This window comes from Maribacter sp. 4U21 (genome assembly GCF_002742365.1).
Taxonomy (GTDB): Bacteria; Bacteroidota; Bacteroidia; order Flavobacteriales; family Flavobacteriaceae; genus Maribacter.
In genome coordinates, this window is the sequence record NZ_MDGN01000065.1 from 24877 (window position 1) to 44675 (window position 19799).

20 protein-coding genes and 1 pseudogene are annotated in these 19799 nt (G+C 38.8%); 16 read left to right on the forward strand and 5 right to left on the reverse strand.

What is annotated here, in order from left to right:
* Nucleotides 1-16 precede the first annotated feature (16 nt).
* On the reverse strand, nt 17-328 hold the full coding sequence (locus tag BFP77_RS13360) for a rhodanese-like domain-containing protein (protein WP_099574525.1): 312 nt from the start codon (nt 326-328) through the stop codon (nt 17-19).
* Between the two features lie 131 nt (nt 329-459).
* Between BFP77_RS13360 and BFP77_RS13365 the strand changes: the two genes are divergently transcribed.
* The 12 genes from BFP77_RS13365 to BFP77_RS13420 all read left to right on the forward strand — a co-directional run bounded on the left by BFP77_RS13365 (nt 460) and on the right by BFP77_RS13420 (nt 10239).
* Nucleotides 460-906 carry a MarR family winged helix-turn-helix transcriptional regulator gene (locus tag BFP77_RS13365; protein WP_099574526.1) on the forward strand — a complete coding sequence of 149 codons (447 nt, stop codon included), beginning with the start codon at nt 460-462 and terminating at the stop codon, nt 904-906.
* Between the two features lies 1 nt (nt 907).
* Entirely contained in the window at nt 908-1540 is a 633-nt protein-coding gene (locus tag BFP77_RS13370) for an NAD(P)H-dependent oxidoreductase (protein WP_099574527.1), read from the forward strand.
* 34 nt (nt 1541-1574) lie between these two features.
* Nucleotides 1575-2162 carry a YceI family protein gene (locus BFP77_RS13375; protein WP_099574528.1) on the forward strand — a complete coding sequence of 196 codons (588 nt, stop codon included), beginning with the start codon at nt 1575-1577 and terminating at the stop codon, nt 2160-2162.
* A 249-nt stretch (nt 2163-2411) separates the two neighbouring features.
* Nucleotides 2412-3809: an anthranilate synthase component I family protein gene (locus tag BFP77_RS13380; protein WP_099574529.1), complete on the forward strand. Its 1398-nt coding sequence runs from the start codon at nt 2412-2414 to the stop codon at nt 3807-3809.
* A gap of 187 nt (nt 3810-3996) precedes the next feature.
* Nucleotides 3997-4602, forward strand: a complete 606-nt coding sequence (locus BFP77_RS13385) for an anthranilate synthase component II (protein WP_099574573.1) — start codon at nt 3997-3999, stop codon at nt 4600-4602.
* A 51-nt stretch (nt 4603-4653) separates the two neighbouring features.
* Nucleotides 4654-5649 (forward strand): anthranilate phosphoribosyltransferase, encoded by a 996-nt coding sequence (gene trpD, locus BFP77_RS13390; RefSeq protein WP_099574530.1) that lies wholly within the window; start codon nt 4654-4656, stop codon nt 5647-5649.
* Complete coding sequence (gene trpC / locus BFP77_RS13395; protein WP_099574531.1) at nt 5646-6428, forward strand: indole-3-glycerol phosphate synthase TrpC; 783 nt, start codon at nt 5646-5648, stop codon at nt 6426-6428. Before trpD ends, trpC begins: the two co-directional genes overlap by 4 nt.
* A 3-nt stretch (nt 6429-6431) precedes the next feature.
* Complete coding sequence (locus BFP77_RS13400; RefSeq protein ID WP_373604838.1) at nt 6432-7112, forward strand: phosphoribosylanthranilate isomerase; 681 nt, start codon at nt 6432-6434, stop codon at nt 7110-7112.
* Between the two features lie 104 nt (nt 7113-7216).
* Nucleotides 7217-8398, forward strand: a complete 1182-nt coding sequence (gene trpB, locus BFP77_RS13405; protein ID WP_099574532.1) for a tryptophan synthase subunit beta — start codon at nt 7217-7219, stop codon at nt 8396-8398.
* 58 nt (nt 8399-8456) lie between these two features.
* Nucleotides 8457-8681: a GIY-YIG nuclease family protein gene (locus BFP77_RS13410; RefSeq protein ID WP_099574533.1), complete on the forward strand. Its 225-nt coding sequence runs from the start codon at nt 8457-8459 to the stop codon at nt 8679-8681.
* A 140-nt stretch (nt 8682-8821) separates the two neighbouring features.
* Nucleotides 8822-9583, forward strand: coding sequence for a tryptophan synthase subunit alpha (gene trpA, locus BFP77_RS13415; RefSeq protein ID WP_099574534.1), 762 nt, complete (start codon nt 8822-8824; stop codon nt 9581-9583).
* Nucleotides 9580-10239, forward strand: coding sequence for a DUF6563 family protein (locus BFP77_RS13420; RefSeq protein WP_099574535.1), 660 nt, complete (start codon nt 9580-9582; stop codon nt 10237-10239). The genes trpA and BFP77_RS13420 overlap by 4 nt, the downstream gene beginning before the upstream one ends.
* A gap of 182 nt (nt 10240-10421) precedes the next feature.
* Here BFP77_RS13420 and BFP77_RS13425 read toward each other — a convergent pair whose 3' ends face one another.
* A complete protein-coding gene (locus BFP77_RS13425; RefSeq protein WP_257212969.1) occupies nt 10422-11441 on the reverse strand; it encodes an IS3 family transposase in 1020 nt (339 codons plus the stop codon).
* Nucleotides 11408-11560: pseudogene (locus BFP77_RS17395) on the reverse strand (transposase); the annotation flags it as partial. The pseudogene BFP77_RS17395 and the gene BFP77_RS13425, both read right to left, overlap by 34 nt.
* Before the next feature lie 242 nt (nt 11561-11802).
* Between BFP77_RS17395 and BFP77_RS13430 the strand changes: the two are divergent.
* The 4 genes from BFP77_RS13430 (at nt 11803) to BFP77_RS13445 (ending at nt 16075) form a co-directional block, all read left to right on the forward strand.
* Nucleotides 11803-12306: a hypothetical protein gene (locus BFP77_RS13430; protein WP_099574536.1), complete on the forward strand. Its 504-nt coding sequence runs from the start codon at nt 11803-11805 to the stop codon at nt 12304-12306.
* Between the two features lie 55 nt (nt 12307-12361).
* Nucleotides 12362-13858 carry a M20/M25/M40 family metallo-hydrolase gene (locus BFP77_RS13435; RefSeq protein WP_099574537.1) on the forward strand — a complete coding sequence of 499 codons (1497 nt, stop codon included), beginning with the start codon at nt 12362-12364 and terminating at the stop codon, nt 13856-13858.
* 150 nt (nt 13859-14008) lie between these two features.
* On the forward strand, nt 14009-15631 hold the full coding sequence (locus BFP77_RS13440) for a hypothetical protein (RefSeq protein WP_180272361.1): 1623 nt from the start codon (nt 14009-14011) through the stop codon (nt 15629-15631).
* A 42-nt stretch (nt 15632-15673) separates the two neighbouring features.
* Nucleotides 15674-16075 carry a hypothetical protein gene (locus BFP77_RS13445; protein ID WP_099574538.1) on the forward strand — a complete coding sequence of 134 codons (402 nt, stop codon included), beginning with the start codon at nt 15674-15676 and terminating at the stop codon, nt 16073-16075.
* Between the two features lie 85 nt (nt 16076-16160).
* On the opposite strand, the gene BFP77_RS13450 is transcribed toward BFP77_RS13445, so the two are convergent.
* Both BFP77_RS13450 and BFP77_RS13455 read right to left on the reverse strand, forming a co-directional pair.
* Nucleotides 16161-18707, reverse strand: coding sequence for a phosphoenolpyruvate carboxylase (locus BFP77_RS13450; protein ID WP_099574539.1), 2547 nt, complete (start codon nt 18705-18707; stop codon nt 16161-16163).
* Nucleotides 18708-19087: 380 nt separating this feature from the next.
* Nucleotides 19088-19765 (reverse strand): class I SAM-dependent methyltransferase, encoded by a 678-nt coding sequence (locus BFP77_RS13455; protein WP_099574540.1) that lies wholly within the window; start codon nt 19763-19765, stop codon nt 19088-19090.
* Nucleotides 19766-19799 lie beyond the last annotated feature (34 nt).

The following is a 19799-nucleotide window of genomic DNA, read 5'->3' on the forward strand; positions in this document are numbered from 1 at the left end:
TTTGATTAATTTTTAGCTATTCCTGAATATCACCTTCCCAGTTCATAAAACCACCTTCAAGATTATACGTGTTTTCAAAACCAATACTGTTCATGATAGCGCAGGCCTGTCCGCTCCGGTTTCCTGATCTGCAATACACATAATAATTTTTTGACTTGTCCAGTTTTTCCAATTGGTTCATAAACTCTTGCCCCAAATAGATATCAATGTTTTCAGCTTTAGGAATTATTCCATCCTCTAACTCCTCTTCGGTCCTAACGTCCAAGATAAAGGCATTAGGATCCTTCTCCAATTTGGATGCCCACTCTTCTTGTGATAAATCTGCCATAATTGTTTTTTTCAAAAATAAACGATTTTGATGAAAATCCCTTCCTTAATTTTTTAACAAAAATTTAATTTATCCAACGTTTAAACACGGAATATTACATCTACATTTGTATATACAACTATTGTAAGTACATGAATGTAGAGGAGGTCATAAAAACGAAAACAGAGATTCCGTTAAAAAAGCGGACGCTTATTCATCTTTCCTTGGTTCAGAACAAAGTGAACGACCAAATTTCCTGCTTTCTTAAACCTTTTGAAATCTCTTTACAACAGTTCAACGTACTAAGAATATTAAGAGGTCAGAAAGGGAAACCAGCTAACCTATCCACCATAAACGAGCGTATGGTAACCAAAATGAGTAATACTACACGCTTAGTAGATAAACTTATTTTAAAGGGATATGTAATTAGAAGCGTTTGCCAACACAATCGTAGAAAAGTTGAAATAAAGATAACTACTGAAGGTCTAAATTTCCTTAATGAAATTGATGGCATGTTATTTGAAAAGGAAGAACAAATTCTAAATAACTTTTCTGAATCAGAACTAGAACAATTAAATAGATTATTAGATAAATTTTAAAATGAACAACACCTTAGAAAATAGAAAATGGCGTTATGCCACCAAAAAATTTGATAGCTCAAAAAAGATTTCAGATGAAAATCTAGAAATACTACTAGAAGCCACACAACTTAGCGCTTCTTCCTATGGCCTGCAACCCTATCATGTTTTCGTTATTACAGATGCAGCTATAAGAGAACAATTAAAACCTGTTTCCTGGGGGCAATCTCAAATTACGGATGCCTCTCACCTACTTGTATTTGCAAATCAATCCGATTTTGGTGGAGAATTGGTCGATGATTACTTAAAAAATGTATCGGAAACCCGAAATATCCCAAGCGAGGAGCTGAAAGCCTACGGTGAATTCGCCAAATCCAAATTATTGGATCTGCCTTCATCTTCTAAAGAAACTTGGACTGCAAAACAGGCTTACATTGCTTTGGGCAATGTAATGCAAGCGGCGGCCGAATTAAAAATCGATACCTGCCCTATGGAAGGTTTCGATGCCGAGGCTTACAATAAAATTCTAGATCTTAACGGTAAAAACCTGAACACGGCTGTTGTGCTGCCTATAGGATACCGATCAGCAGAAGACGAAACCCAGCATTACGAAAAGGTCCGCAAATCAAAACAAACTTTATTTACACATATATAATTCAAACAGACACAATAACATTAAAACTAAAAAGATGAAAAAAACAGTATTTAGCTTAGCATTAGCCCTAGTTTTCGGATTTTCCGCTAGTGCGACAACACCAGTGGATGGCGAAAAGAAAGAAGTAAACGTCTCACAAAGTACGGTGACTTGGAAAGGGTATAAAGTTACTGGTTCACACGAAGGTAAAATCAATCTTAAGTCAGGCTTTTTGATGATGGAGAGTGGAAAGCTTACCGGAGGCGAATTTGTTGTGGACATGACAAGCATTACCAACACGGATATGACAGCAGGTAACGGAAAAGAGAAGCTAGAAGGCCATTTGAAGTCTGATGATTTCTTCGGGGTAGCAAATCACCCGACCGCAAAATTGGTTTTTACTTCCGTAAAGCCTTTTGATAAAAATTCAAAGTCCTATAGCGTCTCTGGAGACCTGACCATAAAAGGAATTACGAAGCCCGTGACCTTAGTGGTATCCATGTTCGAAAACAAAGCTACGGCAACAATTAAGGTAGACCGTTCTAAATTTGACGTGAGATATGGTTCTGGTAGTTTTTTTGATGATTTAGGAGATAAAGCTATTTATGACGAGTTCGATTTAGTGGTAGACCTAGCGCTATAAATACTAAGAGTATTTAAAAATTTAGAGAATCCTACAAAAATCCCGTTGAAAGAAACTTCAATGGGATTTTTATTTTTAAGTAAAGAAAATTGGTGACTTTAAAATTCCTTTTTATATTTGAACCAATGAAAACAATGAATAACACTTGGTGGTGGAATAATTTGCGACAACATTCGTGAACTAGTCCCTATTGAAAATATATAAAGGCTTGTCATCACGACAAGCCTTTTTTAATTTATAACTTTTATTATGTCATTTCAACTTCAAACGTATTCTAAAAAAATCCTGGCAGATACCATTACTCCCGTAAGTGTTTATCTTAAAATCAGGGATAAGTTCCCAAACAGTATTTTACTGGAAAGTAGTGACTACCATGCTAATGACAATAGTTTTTCCTATATCTGCTGTAATCCAATGGCTTCCATAAAAGTACAGAACGAAGTCATCACCAAAGAATTTCCTGATGGTACCAAAGAAGAAATTCATATCACCAAGGAAACAGAGGTCACTAAGGAAATAGACAGTTTTGGCAAACAATTTAAAATAGAGAAGCAAGACTTTAAGTTTATCACAAACGGCCTTTTCGGATTTATGGCCTATGACGCCGTTCGTTATTTTGAATCTATTGAAATTACTAAGAAGGATAATTCGGTTGCAATACCTGACATCTATTATGCCGTCTATCAAAACGTAATTGCAATTAATCACTTCAAAAACGAAGCCTATCTATTTGCGCATTGTTTTGAATCTGAAAATAACATTCCGCAATTAGAACAGGTTTTAAAGGTGAGGAATTTTGCCTCCTATAATTTCTCCAAGGAAGGAGCTGTTAGAACAAACTTAGAAGACAACGCCTTCAAAGAACACGTTGCGCTCGCAAAAAAACATTGCCAACGAGGAGATGTTTTTCAATTGGTATTATCCAGAAGATTCTCACAGAGTTTTAAAGGCGATGAATTTAATGTTTATAGGGCGTTGCGCTCCATTAACCCCTCCCCTTATCTCTTCTTTTTTGATTATGGCGATTTTAAAATTTTCGGTAGTTCGCCAGAGGCACAAATCATTGTAAAGGACGGTAAGGCGGAAATTCACCCAATTGCAGGCACCTACAAACGAACGGGAAATGATGAAAAAGACGCTGAACTTGCAAAGCAACTTGCAAAGGACGATAAGGAAAATAGTGAACATGTAATGCTAGTGGATTTAGCCCGGAACGACTTAAGTCGTAATGGAAATCTCGTGAACGTAGAAACCTATCGTGAGGTGCAATATTTCTCCCATGTGATACATCTCGTATCCAAGGTTACAGGGATGAAAAAAGCCGATATATCTACCTTGAAAATTGTAGCGGACACTTTTCCTGCTGGAACGTTAAGTGGAGCCCCAAAACATATGGCCATGCAGCTTATTGAAAAATATGAAAAAACAAACAGGGGATATTATGGTGGAGCGATAGGCTTTATGGATTTCAATGGAAATTTTAACCACGCGATTATGATTAGGACTTTTTTAAGCAAAAACCATGAGTTACACTTCCAAGCAGGTGCAGGATTAGTGGCTGCCTCAGATGCGGAAGACGAATTGCAAGAGACCTATAACAAACTTGGAGCGTTGAACAAGGCGCTAGAAATTGCTGAAACTATCTAAAAGCCTCCCCTAACCCCTCCCAAGGAGGGGAACAAAAACTAAAAAATGAGCAATATTATCACGAGGAAAATTAAGTCCTATTATGAAACACAAAAAACAATTGTACATATAATCTTCTCCCTTGGAAAAATTCTAAAAAAAATTCAAAATGGGCAATAATAATAACAAGTGTAAAGGTGCTCCCCTTATGGGGGAGTCAGAGGGGGCTTCTATTTTAATGATTGACAATTACGATAGTTTTACCTATAATTTGGTGCACTATCTTGAGGATTTAGACTGTGAAGTTGTGGTAAAACGTAATGACCAACTAACCTTGGAAGATGTAGACAATTTTGAACATATTGTACTTTCTCCAGGTCCGGGAATTCCCGATGAAGCAGGTTTACTCAAATCCATTATTAAAAGGTATGCCAAGACCAAACGTATTTTTGGGGTATGCCTTGGGCAACAAGCGATTGCTGAAGTTTTCGGAGGAAGTTTAGTAAACCTGGATCAAGTGTATCATGGGGTTGCATCTGAAATAGAAATTGTACAGGACGACTATATTTTTGAGGGATTACCGCGGCAAATAGCGGTAGGCAGATACCATTCTTGGGTGGTTAATAACAATATTCCAGATTCTTTAGTGGCTACCTCCTTTGACACCAACGGGCAGATAATGTCCCTAAAACACAGAGATTTGGATATCCGAGCCGTACAATTTCATCCAGAGTCTGTATTGACTCCAAATGGAAAACAAATATTAAAAAATTGGGTCGAAGGTAAAAGCCCTGATAGCCGAGCGCAGTATTGAGCCCCAATAATCATTAATAAGCTCAATACTAACCTCCAAATAACATCAATAATGAAAGAAACTTTAAATAGACTTATAAATCACGAAATCCTTCATAAAGAAGAAGCCAAACAAATATTGGTGAACATGGCCAAGGGAGACTATAATATGAGTCAAATTGCCGCTTTCCTTACTGTTTATATGATGAGAAGCGTCACTATTGAGGAATTAGAAGGTTTTCGAGATGCCTTATTAGAACTCTGCTTAGCGGTAGATTTATCCCACTATAACCCAATTGACTTATGTGGTACGGGAGGCGACGGCAAAGATACTTTTAATATCTCTACCCTATCTTCCTTTGTTACGGCCGGAGCCGGTATTAAAGTAACGAAGCACGGTAATTATGGTGTTTCATCTAAATGTGGTAGTAGCAACGTGATGGAATTTTTAGGTATTAAATTTAGTAATGAGGCAGATTTCCTGAAGAAATCCATTGACGAAGCAGGGATATGTGTTTTACATGCACCTTTGTTTCATCCTGCTATGAAAAACGTAGCTCCAATTAGGAAAGAACTCGGCGTTAAAACATTTTTTAATATGTTAGGACCAATGGTGAATCCGGCATTTCCAAAAAACCAAATGGTGGGTGTTTTTAATCTGGAGCTAGCAAGAATGTATGGTTATCTCTATCAAAATACAGATAAGAATTTTACGGTATTGCATGCTTTGGACGGGTATGATGAAATAAGTTTAACAGGAGATACCAAAACGATATCCAACGGCTCCGAAACTATTTTGAAACCCTCGGACTTTGGCGTAACGGAAATTGATGCAGACGCTATTGTTGGGGGCGATGACATTCCTACTTCCGCGCAAATATTTATGAATGTCCTCAATGGTAAAGGAACCGAAGCGCAAAATAACGTTGTCTGTGCCAATGCCGGTGTGGCCATTGCTACGGTGGAGCATATCTCACCAAAAGAAGGTTTTGAAAAAGCCAAGGAATCATTGTTGAGTGGTAAGGGATTGGCAGCATTAAAAAAATTACAGGAAATCAGTGCAGCATGAATATTCTAGACAAAATAATAGCGGATAAACGCAAGGAAGTAGATTTAAAGAAATCCATTATTCCCAAATCCCAATTAGAACAATCCGTTCTTTTTGACCGGACCGGTAATTCTTTGGCAGAAGCATTACGGAATAGTACTACAGGAATCATTGCGGAGCACAAGAGGCGTTCCCCCTCAAAAGACACCATAAACCAAAACACCAATGTAGGTCTTGTGGCCAGAGATTACCAAAACGCAGGTGTAAGCGGAATGAGTGTCTTAACGGACATCAAGTACTTTGGCGGTTCTTTAGAGGATTTACTTCTTGCAAGAGCCTCCGTGATGATGCCATTATTACGAAAGGAATTTATTGTAAGCGAATATCAAATTTTGGAAGCGAAGGCTTTTGGCGCTGATGCCATTCTCCTGATTGCCGCTGTACTGACCAAAGCTGAAATAAAGGCCTTTTCCGAGTTCGCAAAAAGTTTAGGCTTAGATGTCTTACTCGAGGTACATAACCAAGAAGAATTACGAAAATCCGTTATGCCCAGTTTAGACATGTTAGGGGTAAACAATAGAAATTTAAAAACCTTCGAGGTAAGTCTGGAAACCAGTAAATCCCTATCGATTCAAATTCCCGATGATTTTGTAAAGGTTTCTGAAAGCGGAATCAGTTCAATTGAAGCGATTAGAGATTTAAAGCAGTACGGATACCAAGGTTTTTTAATTGGTGAGAATTTTATGAAAACCGATAATCCTGGAAAAAGTGCCTTAGAATTCATTAAAAAGTTAAATTAACAAGTGGACTATTATTACTCCAATAGCGATAAGGACAAAGGTCAAGACGGTAACCATCCATTTAGGCTGAAGGTTTGCGGCATGAATAAAAATACTACCGAGGTTGCCGCTTTGAAACCAGATTATCTAGGCTTTATTTTTTGGAAGCCTTCCAAACGCCATTTTAATACAGCTATGCCACATCTACCCCATAGCGTTAAAAAAATAGGTGTATTTGTAAATGCCGACATAGATGAAATTAAAAATTCAGTTAAAGAGTATAGGCTCTTAATGGTCCAATTACATGGCAAAGAGAATCCCGCTTTCTGTAAAGCGTTAAAGAAAGAAGTTCCCCAACTTAAAATCATAAAGGTTTTTTCTATAAAGGACGATTTCGATTTCAATGAATTACTACCGTTTGAATCCGTTTGCGATTTCTATTTATTCGATACTAAAGGAAAACTTCCCGGCGGCAATGGTTATACTTTCAATTGGAATCTACTAGAGAATTACCCTTCTACAAAACCATACTTTTTAAGTGGTGGAATAGGGTTAAACGAACTAGAAACCATCAAGGAATTTACAAAAAGGCCCGAATCTAAATATTGTCATGCCATTGATGTGAACAGTAAATTTGAAATAGAACCGGGTTTAAAGGATATAGAAAAATTAAAAGCGTTTAAAAAAGAAATTAGTAGTTCGTAGGCAAATTATACAAACTACCAACTAGTAAGGTATAAGATAATACGTCAAAAATAACAAGTGAGTCTTAACCAAAACCAGGCAAAAAAATCGATAAACAAATAACTATGAAATATCACGCAGACGAAAAAGGATATTACGGAGAATTTGGAGGAGCTTTTATTCCTGAAATGCTGTACCCAAATGTAGAGGAGTTACGTCGTAACTATCTAAATATAATGTACGAGGATTCTTTTCAAAAAGAATTTCATCAATTATTGAAAGACTATGTAGGAAGACCGTCACCACTCTATTTTGCAAAACGCCTGTCTGAAAAACACGGGGCCAAAATATACCTTAAACGAGAAGATTTAAACCATACGGGCGCACACAAGGTTAATAATACCATAGGCCAAATATTAATGGCCAAGCGACTAGGAAAAACACGAATTATTGCCGAAACGGGTGCCGGCCAACACGGTGTAGCAACCGCTACGGTCTGCGCCCTTATGGGCATGGAATGTATCGTTTACATGGGTGAAATCGATATAGCGCGGCAAGCACCCAATGTAGCACGGATGAAAATGCTGGGTGGGGAGGTAAGACCGGCACTTTCTGGAAGCCGTACACTTAAGGACGCTACTAATGAAGCTATTCGGGATTGGATCAATAATCCTGTAGACACCCACTACATTATAGGTTCTGCCATTGGACCCCATCCCTACCCGGACATGGTCACTAGATTTCAATCAGTTATATCAGAAGAAATCAAATGGCAATTAAAGGAAAAAGAAGGACGTGAAAATCCGGATTATGTCGTTGCCTGTATTGGCGGTGGCAGTAACGCCGCAGGTACCTACCATCATTTTTTAGATGAACCTGAAGTAGGTATTATTGCCGTTGAAGCTGCTGGTAAAGGTGTAAATACCGGAGAAAGTGCTGCTACCTCCGCATTAGGTAAAATGGGTATTATCCACGGCTGTAAAACTATGTTGATGCAAACAACGGACGGACAGATAACGGAGCCCTATTCTATCTCGGCAGGGTTGGATTATCCCGGAGTTGGGCCTATGCATTCCCATTTACATAAATCAGGTAGAGCAGAATTTTATAGCGCCACGGATGATGAGGCGATGACCGCAGGCCTAGAACTATCGCAATTGGAAGGCATAATTCCTGCCATTGAAACGGGACATGCTTTCGCCATTTTTGAACATAAAAAGTTTCAACCAGACGATGTGGTGGTGATAAGCTTATCCGGTCGGGGCGATAAGGATTTACAGATGTATATTGACTATTTTAAACTATAAACTTGTTGGTCATTTTCGCGAAGGCGGAAATCCGCCCAAAATGATTTAAATCAATTAAATGCACCGCTATTATGTCTACATACTTGCCAACAAGAATCACTCCGTTCTTTATGTAGGGTTTACCAATAATTTAAAAAGGGGGTTAAAGGAACATCGATCAAAAAGTAATAGTGGCTTTACAGGCAGATACAATGTTCATAAACTGATTTGGTTTGAAACTTCGTCCTACGTAATTAACTCGATTAAGAGGGAGAAACAGCTAAAAAAATGGAATCGAAAATGAAAAGAAAATCTTGTAAACGATATGAATCCAGACTGGAAAGACCTTACTTGGATGCTCGCAGATTGAACCATAAATGATAAAAACACGTTGAAAAATTAAACTGATTCCCGCCTTTGCGGGAATAAAAATGACCGCTTAACATGAACAGAATAAATCACAAGATGCAGGAGAATAAAAAGCTCCTATCCATATATTTTACAGCAGGATATCCTGCCTTGGAAGATACCGTACAGATTATTGAGGACCTGGAAAAAAATGGTATAGATATGATTGAAATTGGCCTTCCTTTTAGTGACCCCTTGGCAGACGGGCCAACCATACAGGAGAGTTCTACGATAGCCTTAAAAAATGGAATGACAACGGCAATACTATTTGAACAATTGAAGAACATCCGGAAGACCGTCTCCATCCCCTTAATAGTCATGGGCTATTTCAACCCTATGCTACAATATGGCGTGGAAGCTTTTTGTGAAAAATGTCAGGAAATTGGTATCGATGGGCTGATCATGCCAGATTTGCCCTTGGATGTTTACGAGGCTGACTATAAAGTGATTTTTAAAAAATATGGTCTTATCAACATATTTTTAATTACACCACAAACAAGCGATGAACGTATTCGCCAAATCGATGAAGCCTCAGACGGATTTATATATATGGTAAGTTCCGCTAGCGTCACAGGTTCAAAATCCGGCTTTGGAAATGAACAAGAAACATATTTTGAGCGTATTGCCAACATGAACTTAAAAAATCCACAGATAGTTGGTTTTGGTATCAAGGATGCGGAAACATTTGATCAGGCCACAAAAACTTCAAAAGGTGCCATCATTGGTTCTGCTTTTATTAAATATTTGACTGCCAATGGTGTAAATGAAGTAAATTCATTTATAAAATTAATTCGATGAAGATTAAACTACTTGCACTAATTCTTTTTTTAGTAAACATCTTAGCTTTGAATGCTCAAGATTTTCCCAAAGGAATTTATATGAGTATAGATGAAGTCCAAAATAAAGAACCTTCTCTGGCTTACACTCTATTATCAGAAAGAAGAACTATAGGCGAAATAAAGATGTCTGGCGGAAATGACTATCGAATATCCTCTACTACAAAACTTATCTCAAAAAAGGATATCAAGAAAAATATAGCAGCTTATTCAAATGGAGATACACTATTTTTAAACTGTTTCAAATATAATATCCAGCTTCACTATACGCCAATTTTAAAACATGGTCGGTATTTATTTTTTGTGGCTGGCATTTCCCAAGACGAAAACATGTACAATTATCAAATTCAAGAAAGCGAAACTTCTACTTTCTGGAGCAAAGTGAGTGGAGGTATCGGCGGAGCTATTTATGGTGCCAAAGTTGCACAATTACGTTTTCCTTATTTAGTGGACTTAGAATCCAATGAACTAACCTATTTAAATGATTTTGGTTTAGAAGAATTACTTGCTAAGAATAGCTTAGCTCTTCTAAAACGATATAGAGAAGAAAAAAACAGCAATGACATACCTAAAAGTCAGTTAGTATTAAAGTATATAGACAAGTTAAATGAACTCTAATCAACTCAAAAGAAACGTTTAACGTTTAGGTCATTCTACCGTTTATCCTCATATAAAATACTTTTAAATCGTATTTAAAAAATAAAATGATTGGAATAACCCTACAAGACCTTATCTATCATTGTACTTAATTTTTAATTTTGTGCAGTATTCGACTGCAACAGAATGTAGCCTTACCCGTTTTAGGACAACGCTAAATTCATAAAAATATCTTTATCGTTGACCGTTTCGGGGAAGAATTCTTCCCCGAAACGGTCTTTATACTCTCTCGGTGGCATATCTCCCAATGATGAATGTGGGTGCTGCGTATTGTAATCCTTTTTCCATTTATCGGTCAATGTCCTGATCTGGTGCAGGTCGTTGAACCAGTAGGCATCAAGTACGTCCTCCCTGTAAAACCTGTTGAGCCTTTCCATGTAACCGTTCTGCATCGGCTTGCCCGGTTGTACGAACCTTAGTTCCACTCTTTTTCCCTTGCACCACGCCGCCAAGGTCTTCGAGATGAACTCGGGACCGTTGTCACAGCGTATCGTCTTTGGAAGCCCTACTTCCTCTTCCAGATACTCCAAGGTCTCCACGACCTTTCTTGCCGGATAGTTCAGACCTATATCCATGGCCAGTGCCTCACGGTTATAATCGTCCATGACGTTGAACACCCTTACTTTCCTTCCATCGGAGAGAACGTCCGACATGAAGTCCATACTCCATACCTCGTTGAGCGCCGTAGGGGCCTCCAATGGGTTCTTTACCCTTGCGGGCAGTCTTTTCTTATGTTTTCTGCGCAGCTTTAGGTTCATCTTCCTGTAAACCCGAAGTACACGTTTCCTGTTCCATTTATGGCCTTCGCGACGAAGCCGTTTATAGTACACCTCGAAACCCCTTGTCGGCAGTTCTTCCGCCAACCTCGATAGTGCCTCGACAACTTCCGTATCGTCCTTTTTGGTATGGTGGTACCACATCGAACGGGCAAGCCCGATCACTTGGCAGGAACGCGATACACGGACCGAATAGGCATCCTGAAGGTACTTGGCACGGTGCTTCTTGTCGGAAGGCCCTAGAACTTTTTTGACAGTACGTCCTTGAGCATGCGCACGTCCAGGCTTACGTCGGCGTACATCTGTTTGAGCTTGCGGTTCTCCTCCTCGAGCTCTTTGAGACGTTTCATGTGCGTGACCTCCATTCCGCCATATTTCTTGCGCCAATAATAAAAGGTGCTCTTGTCGATGCCCAGTTCGCGGGATACATCCCCGACACTACGGCCCTGTTCGTTCTCTTTCAAGGCCTTGATGATCTGGCTCTCGGTAAACTTGCTTTTTTTCATGTGACAGTTAAAATTTAAAGTTAGAAAATTCTAATTTTAAGCTGTCCTATTTTTAGGGAAGGCTACAAGAAAGTATCATATTATGTTTCTCTTTTATTAAACAATTGACTGCCAATGGCATAGAAAGAATTTCCAATTTTATAAAAAAATCAGACAATAATATTCCAATTAATAGGAAGGGTTTCGACGTTTTGAATTGTTTATAGTGTTATAATTAAACTAATCTTTAGAATAAATACACTATGAAAAAATTGCTTTCAATACTGCTTGTCACTTTTTTAACGATAAATTCCTATTCACAAGAAAATTCCTCCATTGAACCCGCAAAAAATATTATACACGGCTCTTTAGGAACCTTCATCCTATTCTACCAGGCACAACTTTCCTATGACAGGCTCTTAATCTCATCGCAAAAAGGTTTTTTTAAATCCTATTATCTTACAGTCAAGGGTGGTGCGCATGCCTACTTAGATTTTAGTGGAAGTAGGAGTGGGTCGGGGTATTTGTCCAGTCTAGGCGTAACGGCGCTTACGGGAAAAGGCAAAAACCATTTTGAAGTAGGGCTTGGACTAGGCTATTTTTCAGAATCAAATGATGGGAATATGAACGAAGATTTTGTGGATGATAGTCAATTCTATCCGCAGATTTCCATAGGCTATAGAAAACAAAGTTCCAATGGTTTTATGTTTAGGACCGGTGTCGGTATTGCAGAATGGGCCTATGTTGGATTTGGCCATAGTTTTTAGGGAGAGTTTTATAAACAAATAACTATCTTTCGTTTACCAAAAACAAGGATAGAAGATGAAGCACTTTATAATATTACTAAACATTTTATTCGTTAACATTAGTATTGCTCAAGATTCAACTGCAATCAAATCCCAAGTAAAGCATAGTATTGATGAACTAGTAGATTTTGTAAAAATCCCTAATGACGCCCTTAATGCAGATGACATAGACTCCAACCTTATCTGGTTGCGTAACAAGTTTAATAATAGAGGCTTCAATACGAGTATCTTAGAAACGGAAAACCTACCCTTGTTCTTTGCTGCCTTACCCATGGACGATAGTAAACCTACGATACTATTCTATATGCATTTGGACGGGCAATCTGTTGATGCCGCCAAATGGGACCAACCCAACCCTTATGAGACCGTTTTAAAATCTAAAGACGGTGACGTATGGAGGACGGAAGCCTTTGAGGACTTGAACGACGATATTAATTATGACTGGCGCCTTTTCGGTAGGTCAACTTCAGATGACAAAGGACCTATCGTCATGTTCTTGAACGCCATTGATCTCTTAAAGAAAAATAATGTAGCCATACCCTTTAATGTTAAGGTAATTCTGGACAGTGAGGAAGAAAAAAGTAGTAAACCCTTACCCGAAGCTGTAAAACAGTACAGGGAACTTTTAAAGGCAGATTTTCTGGTCATTAACGATGGTCCTGTACATGCTTCTGGTAAACCTACTGTAATCTATGGCTGTCGAGGAATAACAACGTTATCATTGACTACATTTGGCCCCATACAACCTCAACATAGTGGTCACTATGGAAATTACGCCCCTAACCCTGGCTTTCAGCTAACACAGTTATTAGCTAACATGAAAGATAAAGAAGGGCGCGTGCTCATTCCTGGGTATTATGAGGGAATTACTCTAGATGATGCTACAAAGACCGTTTTAAAAAGTGTCCCGGACAGCGACGATTTGATTTCTGAGAAACTTCAATTTAAAACAGCGGAGAAAGTAGGTGCGTTCTATCAAGAAGCATTACAGTATCCTAGCCTAAACATCAGAGGCCTGGGCTCTGGTTGGATTGGAGAAAGAGCAAGAACCATTGTTCCTGCTACGGCAACCGCCGAACTAGATTTAAGACTGGTTCCAGAATCCGACGGAACACGTCTTAAAAATCTGGTCAAGAAATATATTGCCAATGAAGGTTTCTATATTACAGATACCATGCCCACTGAACAGGAACGTATGAATCATGATAAAATAGCCATGATTAAGGAAGGTTCCGTAACCGATGCCTTTAGAACCGACCTTAACCATAGTAACGGTGATTTTATCGTTAAGGTTTTACAAGACAAGTTTCAGGAAGATGTGGTGCAAATTCGGATTATGGGTGGAACCGTTCCTATTTCTCCTTTTATCAATGAATTGAAAATTCCTGCTTTTATTGTGCCGATGGTAAATCCCGATAACAATCAACATAGCCCTAATGAGAATCTGAAGATTGGCCAAATAGCCTATGGCATTCAAACGTTCTACGCCATTTTGAGTACTCCTTTACCGTAAATATTCGTCTAATTACTACTAACCCAGTAGTCTATTCCAAATTATCATGAAAGTATCACAGAAAGAACATCTTTCTGTGACCGCTTTGTTACATCCTATCTTTTCATTTGTTGTAAACTTAAAAAATAGAACAATGAAAAAACTAATCTTTTGACCATTTTTGTCTTCTTGCTACTATTGGCGAGCTGTTCTGAAGAGAACGAACAAGATCAACAACCAATTACCCCCGTTTCGGGTGCGTTAGCTGGCGGACCGTTTACCTTCTGTGTAGATGGTGAAGCCGATATGGTTTCCGGCATTACCCTTAACAGTGATGCTAGCATGGGCACCAACAGTACTTTCATCGTTACTGATGATAAAAATGTTATCCTTGGACTACCTCCCAATATGGAAGCCTTAGAGGGCGTTAATTTTGATGAGGCCGGCGCGGGTGTTTGTCTTATTTGGTACCTGAGGTACGAAGACGGACTTGCAGGACTGGAAGTAGGTATGAACACAGATGATTTAACCGGTACATTTGACCTTTCCAATACTATCGAGGTAGTACGAAACGAAATAGCCGCAGGTGAAATTTCTGGTGGACCTTACGAGTTTACCGTAGACGGTACTCCCGATTTTGTTACGGAACTTACGCTTAACGCGGAAAATGCAAAAGGAACGAACAGCACTTGGATAATTACGGATGATAAATTGAACATCCTAGGCCTACCCCCAACCTTAGACGCGGTAAAAGAAGTAGATTTTGACCAAGCCAGTGCTGGTGTTTGTTTGATCTGGTACCTCCGTTTTGAAGATGGTCTGGTTGGCGCGGAAGCCGGTTTAAACGCGGCTGACCTTTCTGGTTGTTTTAGCCTTTCCAACTCTATTGAGGTAAACAGATTACAAGCCGCACAAGCTGGTGTAATTTCCGGAGGACCTTATAGTTTTTGTGTTGATGGCACGGCCGATTTCGTGACCGATATTAATTTAGATGCCAGTGAAGCTTCTGGAAGCTTAAGCAGCTGGATCATTACGGATGACTTAGGAAACATCCTAGGGCTACCGCCAACTTTAGACGCCGTAAAAGGGGTTGACTTTGACGAGGCAAGAGCTGGAACCTGTCTTATCTGGTATTTACGATACGAAGAAGGTCTAACAGGGCTTGAACCAGGCATGAACGCTAATGACCTTAAAGGTAATTTTGGATTATCAAATGCCTTGGAAGTAGTTAGAAGCAAACCAAATGCCGGAAGCTTGACCAGTGGACCGTACACGTTCTATGTGGATGGAGAAGAAGATTTTGTTAGCGGTATTCATTTGGATAATTCCGAAGCTAGTGGTTCTCTAAGTACTTGGGTTATCACAGATGATTTAGGGAATATCCTAGGATTACCTCCAACTTTGGATGTCGTAGAAGGTGTTAATTTTGATGGTGCAGGACCTGGAGCCTGCCTTATCTGGTACCTACGTTATGAAGAAGGACTACAAGGTGCTGAAATGGGAATAAACGCAAACGATCTTGAGGGATGTTTTGACCTTTCCAACCCCATAGAGGTAAATAGACTGAAAGGTGCTGAAGCGGGCACCATCTCTGGCGTCCCATATAGCTTTTGCGTAGACGGCGTGGCCGATAATGTTAGCGGAATAGCTTTGGACAGCAGTAATGCCTTTGGTAGTAACAGTACATGGGTAATTACGGATGATAAAGGAAATATTCTTGGTTTACCACCAACGCTTGATGCGGTAGAAGGTGTTGATTTTGACCGAGCAGACGCTGGAACTTGCCTTATCTAGTACTTACGCTACGAGGGGAAAATTAAAGGTCTTGCGCCAGAAATGAACGCAGCCCATCTAGAAGGAAACTTCGACCTTTCCAACCCAATAGAAGTGGTACGTAACAAGCCAAATGCAGGAACTATTTCTGGAGGTGCGTATGAATTTATAATTGATGGCACCCCTGATTATGTTACTGGCATCACGTTGGATAATACTGAAGCTGCGGGAGCCAATAGTTCATGGATAATTACCGACGCCAGCGGTAGAATCCTAGGTCTTCCCCCAACACTAGAAGCTGTAGAAGGAGTTGATTTCGACGCCGCAGGGGAAGGTACTTGCTTCATCTACTACATTAGATACGAAGATGGTTTAAAAGGTCTAAAAGCGGGATGGACTTTTGACGAATTTGAAGGCTGCTTTGATATTTCTAACTCCATAGAAGTACTAAGAAAAGTTCATTAGTAGTGTATTTAGTTGATTGTTAATAAAAATGGCAAGGATAACTATCCTTGCCATTTTTTAGTAATGCACATTTTTTTTAATTAATCTAAGCTGAGTTTCTACTAGCATTAATATTACCGTAAAGGGAACGGGTTACAATTTTCTCGTAGAGTGCTTTATGGGCATTACCCTCTCCTATTTTTTGTAAAGCATACTGCTGTATTACCAATAACGGTAGTACTATATTTTCCCTAATCTTAATAGATTCTCTTGAGATGGTTTCCTTCTCCATTAAGATTTCCATACCGGAAAGCTCTAAAAGCATTTTTTTAGAAAGCTCGTACTCATCGTGCAATATCTGCCAAAAGTCGCCATACTCTTCATTCTCCCTCATGTAACTTGTCAATTCAAAATAGCATTTAGATAAGCTCATCATACTATTCATCATCAAAGCTTGGAAAAAAGGAACTTCATTGTATAGTGTCTTTGCCTCATCGAACCTACCGTCGTCCGCCAAATACTTCAAAGCCGTACCTATTCCAAAATAACCAGGAACGTTTTGCTTTAACTGACTCCAGGAACCTACGAAAGAAATCGCTCTTAGATCGGATAACTCCAGTTTTGCCTTATTCCCGCGTTTACCGGGCCTACTGCCAATATTAGCTTTCGTATAGTACTTTAGGGTACTCATGTTTTCCAAATAAGGCATGAAGTTCTCATGATGTTTCAAGGCGTCATATTTCTCAAAACTTAATTCTGAAAGTTCTTCAATCAAGGCACGTGAATCTTCTGAAATGGTAATTTCCTTCCCCAATATCGTATTGGACAATCCTGCTGTTAATAGTTGTTCGCTGTTATAAATAAACTGCTCCTTTGTACCGTAGGTACTTGTAATGGTTTGTCCTTGAATGGTCAATTGAATCTCGTTATTGGCCACCTTATTGGTCTGTGCCGCATAGAAACGGTGTGTTTTACCTCCACCTCTTGCCGGCGGACCTCCTCTTCCATCAAAGAAAACTGCTGCAATTTCGTTAGCATCACATACTGCCGATAGTTCTTCCTTTGTCTTAAGAATGGACCAATTGGCCTTTAAGTAACCCCCATCCTTGGTACCATCGGAAAAACCGAGCATTATGGTCTGTTTATCTCCCCTATTGGCCAGATGAGTTCTATACGCTTTTAAATTAAACAGTTGTTGCATGGTAGCTTCCGCATTATCCATACCCTTCATGGTCTCAAAAAGTGGAACAATATCAAAGGTTATCTTTTTATCTGCCCAACCACACCATCGGAACAAAGCATAAACAAAGAGAATACTGAATACATCTTCTGAATTACTTATGATGTACCTGTTACATCCTTCTTCGCCATTCTTTGCTTGAATGGTTACTAGTTGTGACACGTTCTTAATCGTGTCATTTACAATATCCTCCTTATAATCATCCGGTACTAAGGACAACTTCTCATTTAAAAGGATATCAATCAATTTTGATTCGGATAGCTCGTTCAAATCCTCTTTTATAAACCCATTCTTGACCAATACCGCATTCATCACTTTGGTGTGCATACTGTGATCCTGCCTTATATCTATAGTGGCAAAATGCGTTTTGAAGATTTTAACTTTGTCTATGAACAAGTCCAAATCCTTCAAATATAAGTCATGATACTTATCTATCAATGCGGCTCGTATCTGCTGTAAGGGTCCTATAATGTCCTCGTAGCCAACATCCTTGGTAGGGTCGAACATGGCCTTGTATAAATTAGCCCGCAATTTGTTCAGAGGATCCTGCACTTCTCTAAAAGTTAGTTTGTGCTGTAAGCGCTTTAAATCGTTATAATAACATTTCATGAGGGTAATACGCAACTCATCCATTACATCTTTGGTAATATCTGCGGTTACAAAGGGATTACCATCTCTATCACCTCCCGGCCAAAAACCTAATTTTACAATATCATGATTTTCAAAACCTCTACTACCCGCGCTTCTCTTTATATATGCGTACATATCTCCTATAGCATCATAATAAACATTTCTAAGGGTATATATGATATTCTTGGCCTCGTCCAAGGGTGTAGGTTTCTTGGCATTTACCAAGGAGGTTAATCCTAACTGCTGTAGGGCTACATCTATTTCATCTATCTTATCCTCTAAAATAAGCGTCCTTAAATTGGTGATAATATCTAATACCGCGGGTGTATAGAACTGCGTAGGGTGTGCCGTGAGTACTATTCTTGCGCTAAAATTGTCCAGTTTATCGGCAATGGAATCCCAAGCGTTGTTCTTCTCGACCAACTGAAAATAGTCTTTTAAAGACAATGAACTACTGTGCTTATGTATTTTTGGAAAAGCGGCATCCTCCACACTATCATATAACACCACCTGACGCTCTACATACTGAATAATTCGGAACATGAAGTCTATACGCTCTTCCTCCGTATCGAGATTGGCAAATCTTTCAAAGAAATCCTCTATGATTTCCTTAGGATTCAAGCCCGATTGTAGACCTTTCTGGGATTGGTCCATTAACAGGGGAATAAGCATTCCCACGTTTTCTATATTCCGATACGGTAAATTTAAGAACAGGCTGTTATATACATTGAACTTGTTCTGTACCGATTTTTTAAATTCCTCTAATCTTTCTTGCTGCTGCATACCTCAATTTCGTTATCAATTCTTATTTGAAAATTGCTGGTATAACATACCGAATTTTCCGATATAAATATCGCTATTCTAAGAGAATCTTGAATTTAAATTTTAGTAAATAACAAAATTCATAGGCGACACCACAAAAACAACAGCTTTGACAACAATAAGTCTAGATTACGAGATGTAGCTTATATATTTACAATGTATTTAAGTAAATAATTTTTTTCATTTTCATATAGTGTTCTCGTAAAAGAGTCTGATCTTAAAAGATTGGACTCTTTTTAGTTGGTAGCCATTCTATATTTTGTGACAGAGAAATTAATGGAATCCAAGATTAATTTCTGAGGCGTTCAAAACTTGGGTCATTACGTTTCTCAATTATCCATTTACCAAAGCTGATATAAGGAAGTTTCAATTACACCTTTACCTTCACCTAAATCAATAGCAGATAAAAGCTTTTCCTCGGTAACTTTTAGATTAAACGGTGCAGACAATACCTTGACACCACTTTGCTTTTTAAGCCGAATTCCCTGACCTGAAATAATATCTCTGTTGGGCTCGTACTCACCTGCGGGAACATGCTCTGTAATTATTACATACTTAAAATCACTAAGCTTGTTAATTATACGGAGTATTTCTTTATTCGAAAGGTGTTGTAAAACCTGCCTTAATAGTGCACAGTCTGCAGCAGGTAAAACATCATTTGCAATATCCAGGCAATGAAATTCTAGGTTTTTTAGGTCAAATATTTCCTTATTACGCTTTATCAGTTCTGGTACAATATCTACGGCATGGTAAAACTGGGTGTACTCCACTAATTTGCTTCCAATATTAAAATCTCCACAGCCTAAATCACAGACCGTAAGAGGATGTTCAAAAGCACTTAAGAAAGCAATCAAGTCTTGAAGATAGGGCGTTATGATTTGAGGATGATGTGAACCAACTCCTGAATAGAAATCTGTTTGATTCCCTCCCCAGAGTTTCTTTTCGTATACCTGTATCATGGCCCTTTTCGTAGGCCATGGTTTATTTGCCAATTTAGATTTATTTCTGCTAGCTTCCATTTAAAATGATGGTCTATAAATCATACCTTTAGAA

Excerpts from the sequence above, each read along its gene's own strand:
- BFP77_RS13455 (WP_099574540.1), bottom strand. The coding sequence starts at position 19,765 with ATGGAAGCTAGCAGAAATAAATCTAAATTGGCAAATAAACCATGGCCT.
- BFP77_RS13445 (WP_099574538.1), top strand. The coding sequence starts at position 15,674 with ATGAACGCAGCCCATCTAGAAGGAAACTTCGACCTTTCCAACCCAATA.
- BFP77_RS13385 (WP_099574573.1), top strand. The coding sequence starts at position 3,997 with ATGGGGGAGTCAGAGGGGGCTTCTATTTTAATGATTGACAATTACGAT.
- trpA (WP_099574534.1), top strand. The coding sequence starts at position 8,822 with ATGAACAGAATAAATCACAAGATGCAGGAGAATAAAAAGCTCCTATCC.
- trpD (WP_099574530.1), top strand. The coding sequence starts at position 4,654 with ATGAAAGAAACTTTAAATAGACTTATAAATCACGAAATCCTTCATAAA.
- trpB (WP_099574532.1), top strand. The coding sequence starts at position 7,217 with ATGAAATATCACGCAGACGAAAAAGGATATTACGGAGAATTTGGAGGA.
- BFP77_RS13450 (WP_099574539.1), bottom strand. The coding sequence starts at position 18,707 with ATGCAGCAGCAAGAAAGATTAGAGGAATTTAAAAAATCGGTACAGAAC.
- BFP77_RS13360 (WP_099574525.1), bottom strand. The coding sequence starts at position 328 with ATGGCAGATTTATCACAAGAAGAGTGGGCATCCAAATTGGAGAAGGAT.
- BFP77_RS13370 (WP_099574527.1), top strand. The coding sequence starts at position 908 with ATGAACAACACCTTAGAAAATAGAAAATGGCGTTATGCCACCAAAAAA.
- BFP77_RS13420 (WP_099574535.1), top strand. The coding sequence starts at position 9,580 with ATGAAGATTAAACTACTTGCACTAATTCTTTTTTTAGTAAACATCTTA.
- BFP77_RS13435 (WP_099574537.1), top strand. The coding sequence starts at position 12,362 with ATGAAGCACTTTATAATATTACTAAACATTTTATTCGTTAACATTAGT.
- BFP77_RS13410 (WP_099574533.1), top strand. The coding sequence starts at position 8,457 with ATGCACCGCTATTATGTCTACATACTTGCCAACAAGAATCACTCCGTT.
- BFP77_RS13365 (WP_099574526.1), top strand. The coding sequence starts at position 460 with ATGAATGTAGAGGAGGTCATAAAAACGAAAACAGAGATTCCGTTAAAA.
- BFP77_RS13430 (WP_099574536.1), top strand. The coding sequence starts at position 11,803 with ATGAAAAAATTGCTTTCAATACTGCTTGTCACTTTTTTAACGATAAAT.
- trpC (WP_099574531.1), top strand. The coding sequence starts at position 5,646 with ATGAATATTCTAGACAAAATAATAGCGGATAAACGCAAGGAAGTAGAT.
- BFP77_RS13375 (WP_099574528.1), top strand. The coding sequence starts at position 1,575 with ATGAAAAAAACAGTATTTAGCTTAGCATTAGCCCTAGTTTTCGGATTT.
- BFP77_RS13380 (WP_099574529.1), top strand. The coding sequence starts at position 2,412 with ATGTCATTTCAACTTCAAACGTATTCTAAAAAAATCCTGGCAGATACC.